Here is a 2,948-nt window from a genome sequence, read left to right as displayed (position 1 = left end):
GGGACTGCCTTTTGAGCCTACCCATATCCGATTCCTCTGTCTGCATGAAACCTGTGCAGACAAGAATGGAGTTCGTAGGAAGCCCCCACTTCAAAATCCGGAGGATTTAAGTGGTGGGTAGTTCACCTATAAGAGGTTTAGCGAAGACTTCTATTCGATCACTCTGCCTGAACTGAAATTAGTTTAGTTCTAACGGTAAGTTTCCCCCCTTCGGTTCAGCAGAAACTGCACTAAGGAGAGCTCAAGTAGGCTGAGAGAAAGCAGAAAGTGACAGAACGTGACCCATAGGAGTGTGATCTTAAAACGTAACTCTTTTACCAGCTGACTGCCGATTTATTCAATCAACATCTATCAGAATACCGAAGAAGAGAGTAAAGAATTTCTTTTCAATAAGGAAACGAATCGCAGAGCGCTTCGTGTAAATAAAGATAATTGAATCTATTTAACAAAATAAAAGCCAGTCAGACGGGATTGAACCTGTCTGACCGGCAAGAGTGCTCACCTTTTATATTTCTGATTATGGCGCCTGAATATCCAAATTGACTTTAGGCAGTTCAATACCTGCTTCCCTTAAAGCATCGACGTATTTCTCGTAGAAGAGGTTACGCATAGCAAATTCAGTACCGGACTTGGTGTACATGATAACCTGAGCGGCAATCTGGCCTGCGCCAATGGGGACAAAGGCAATTTCTGTCGGCTCGATAGTGATCTCCTCACGTCGGGGAATCCATTCCCGGTTAACCTGTTCCAAAACTGATCTGACTTTGTTTAGATCTGTTTCAGGAAAGAGTCTGACATGCAGCATGACACGCATATCCGCCCGCGACCGGTTGCTGATAACTGTGATCGATCGGTTAGGGATGAAATGCGTAGTTCCGTCGAAATCTCTGACTTTGGTTGTTTTAAGGTTGACATCTTCAACGGTTCCCAATATACCGCTCAGTTCGACGACATCACCAACGTCCAGCTGTTTTTCCAGCAGGATCATGAAGCCATTGACTATATCTGATACAAATCCCTGAGCACCGAGTGAAAGTGCCAGACCGACGACCCCGGCACTGGCTACTAATGTGCCGACTGGTACACCCATGAGTTCAAGTATTGTATAGACGAGGAAGAAATAGATGATGGCATGAAAACTGTTTTTACTCAATGTATACAATGTGTTCAGACGATTAGGTAAAGTCTGCTCTTCTTTCATATATCGCTTGAAAACCAGCTCGATTGCATAATTACCGACCTTTTTTAGAATGAAGAAAATAATCAGAGTCAGAATAAGCTGCATGAGGAATAATATAATTGAAGAAAAAATTCCTTCCCAGTCAATGTCATTCCAGTATTCAATAAAGAAGTTTATTCCTTCTTCGGGAGTTGTAGGTCCTTCCTGATTTTCAGTTCCGTTAGTCCCAGCAAAATACATAATTGATTCGATCCTTTCAGAGAGTCTTAGTGTACCTATTATTCTACCAGTTTTTTTAAATACTTCAATTTTGTTAATTGAGGGGGCTTCAGGACCTTCTTGTTTGCAATAATCAGCTGGATAATGGTAATCTAAGTCTATACAGAATAGAAGAAAGAGGGATTAATATGACAGGTGGAGAAATAGCTGCATTAATTGCGGCAGGTGCTTTTGCAGTTTTAGTTCTGGGCTTATGTTTTGTACTATTTAAAGTGGCAGGCATTGTTTCAGAACTGAATACGACGATCGAAGAAGCGAACAAGAGCCTGAGCACGATCACTAAAGACGCGGATCATTTACTTATTGAAGTCGAAGGGCTTCTCAATAAATCCAATACGACTTTAGATGACGTGAATGGCAAACTAGGCATGACTGATCCATTGTTCCAGGCTGTTGGTGACTTAGGTGAATCAGTATCAAGCCTGAACGAATCAACAAGAAATCTGACTTCACATCTAGCCAGCGCATCAAAAAAAGGTGCAACGGTCGGAATCGCCAAAAAAGTTGGCAGTAAAGTCAGAGGGTAAGCACGATAATAAAAAACAAGGAGAGAATATTCAGCATGAAAAAACATTCAAATACTGAGAGTTTTGTACTGGGAACATTCGTCGGGGCAGCTGTAGCAGGCTTGACCGCACTCCTGCTCGCACCTAAATCAGGTAAAGAAATGCGTGGAAATATTGCTGATCAAGCTGACAGAACGAAACAGCAGGCTAAAGAGTATATGTCTCTTGCTAAAGAAAAAGGATCGGATCTGAAAGATACAGTAGAAGAAGCCGGATCAGAATATCTGAAAAATGCTTCGGTCACTTATGACCAGCTGTCCAATCAGGTTGGCTCGAATATGGACGAAACTGAAAAAAATCTCGATAAAATCAAGCAGGAAGCAAAAGAAACAGCTGAAGGTGTCAAAGACGCTCTCAAAGAAGGGACAGAACGCGACGTAGAAATTACGAAAGATGCGGCCGAAGATGCTCAGGAAACAATTGAGGAAGGCATTGAAGAAGGAAAAGATCTGTCAGACACTGACACGACCAAACCTTAATTGGAGCGGGCACAGATCAGATTTCTCTTAAAATTAAACTATAAAAGGATGCGTACTGTTCGCATCCTTTTTATACATATTCCGTGTGAGTGAACTACCCACCACTTAAATCCTTTGGATTTTGAAGTGGGGGCTTCCTACGAACTTCATTCTTGTCTGCACAGACTTCATACAGACAGTGGAATCGGATAGGGGTAGGCTCAAAAGGCAGTCCCTGCCTCATTGATTTTCTTTTACTTGGCCAACGCCAAGAGGTTCTTGCTGGCATTGATATCTCTGTCAAGGTATTCCCCGCAATTCGGGCAGTCCCACTCCCTGATATTGAGCGGCTTCTTGCCGTCTCGGTGTCCGCAACTCGAACAAACCTGACTAGACGGATAGAATCGGTCTGCTTTGATAAGTGTCCGTCCTTTTTGCTTGGATTTATATTCTAATTGGCGGACG

At 42.7% G+C, this 2,948-nt stretch carries 4 protein-coding genes; 2 read left to right on the top strand and 2 right to left on the bottom strand.

Annotation, left to right across the window (positions count from 1 at the left end; genetic code table 11):
* Positions 1-517: 517 nt before the first annotated feature.
* On the bottom strand, positions 518-1,420 hold the full coding sequence (locus tag ACYQ2O_RS11500; protein WP_346023968.1) for a mechanosensitive ion channel family protein: 903 nt from the start codon (positions 1,418-1,420) through the stop codon (positions 518-520).
* Positions 1,421-1,587: 167 nt separating this feature from the next.
* On the opposite strand from ACYQ2O_RS11500, the gene ACYQ2O_RS11495 reads away from it, so the two are divergent.
* Both ACYQ2O_RS11495 and ACYQ2O_RS11490 read left to right on the top strand, forming a co-directional pair.
* Positions 1,588-1,986 carry a DUF948 domain-containing protein gene (locus ACYQ2O_RS11495; RefSeq protein ID WP_091482283.1) on the top strand — a complete coding sequence of 133 codons (399 nt, stop codon included), beginning with the start codon at positions 1,588-1,590 and terminating at the stop codon, positions 1,984-1,986.
* Between the two features lie 35 nt (positions 1,987-2,021).
* A complete protein-coding gene (locus ACYQ2O_RS11490) occupies positions 2,022-2,504 on the top strand; it encodes a YtxH domain-containing protein (RefSeq protein ID WP_346023967.1) in 483 nt (160 codons plus the stop codon).
* Between the two features lie 233 nt (positions 2,505-2,737).
* Here ACYQ2O_RS11490 and ACYQ2O_RS11485 read toward each other — a convergent pair.
* Positions 2,738-2,948, bottom strand: a 211-nt coding sequence (locus tag ACYQ2O_RS11485; protein ID WP_459771501.1) for a zinc ribbon domain-containing protein, incomplete at its 5' end; no start/stop codon positions are given.

Source organism: Alkalibacterium sp. m-11, from assembly GCF_054658155.1.
The sequence above is the reverse complement of the archived record's forward strand: the minus strand, read 5'-3'. Positions and strand labels throughout refer to the sequence as shown.

Coding starts and splice junctions, on each gene's coding strand:
- ACYQ2O_RS11500 (WP_346023968.1), bottom strand. CDS start 1,420: ATGTATTTTGCTGGGACTAACGGAACTGAAAATCAGGAAGGACCTACA.
- ACYQ2O_RS11495 (WP_091482283.1), top strand. CDS start 1,588: ATGACAGGTGGAGAAATAGCTGCATTAATTGCGGCAGGTGCTTTTGCA.
- ACYQ2O_RS11490 (WP_346023967.1), top strand. CDS start 2,022: ATGAAAAAACATTCAAATACTGAGAGTTTTGTACTGGGAACATTCGTC.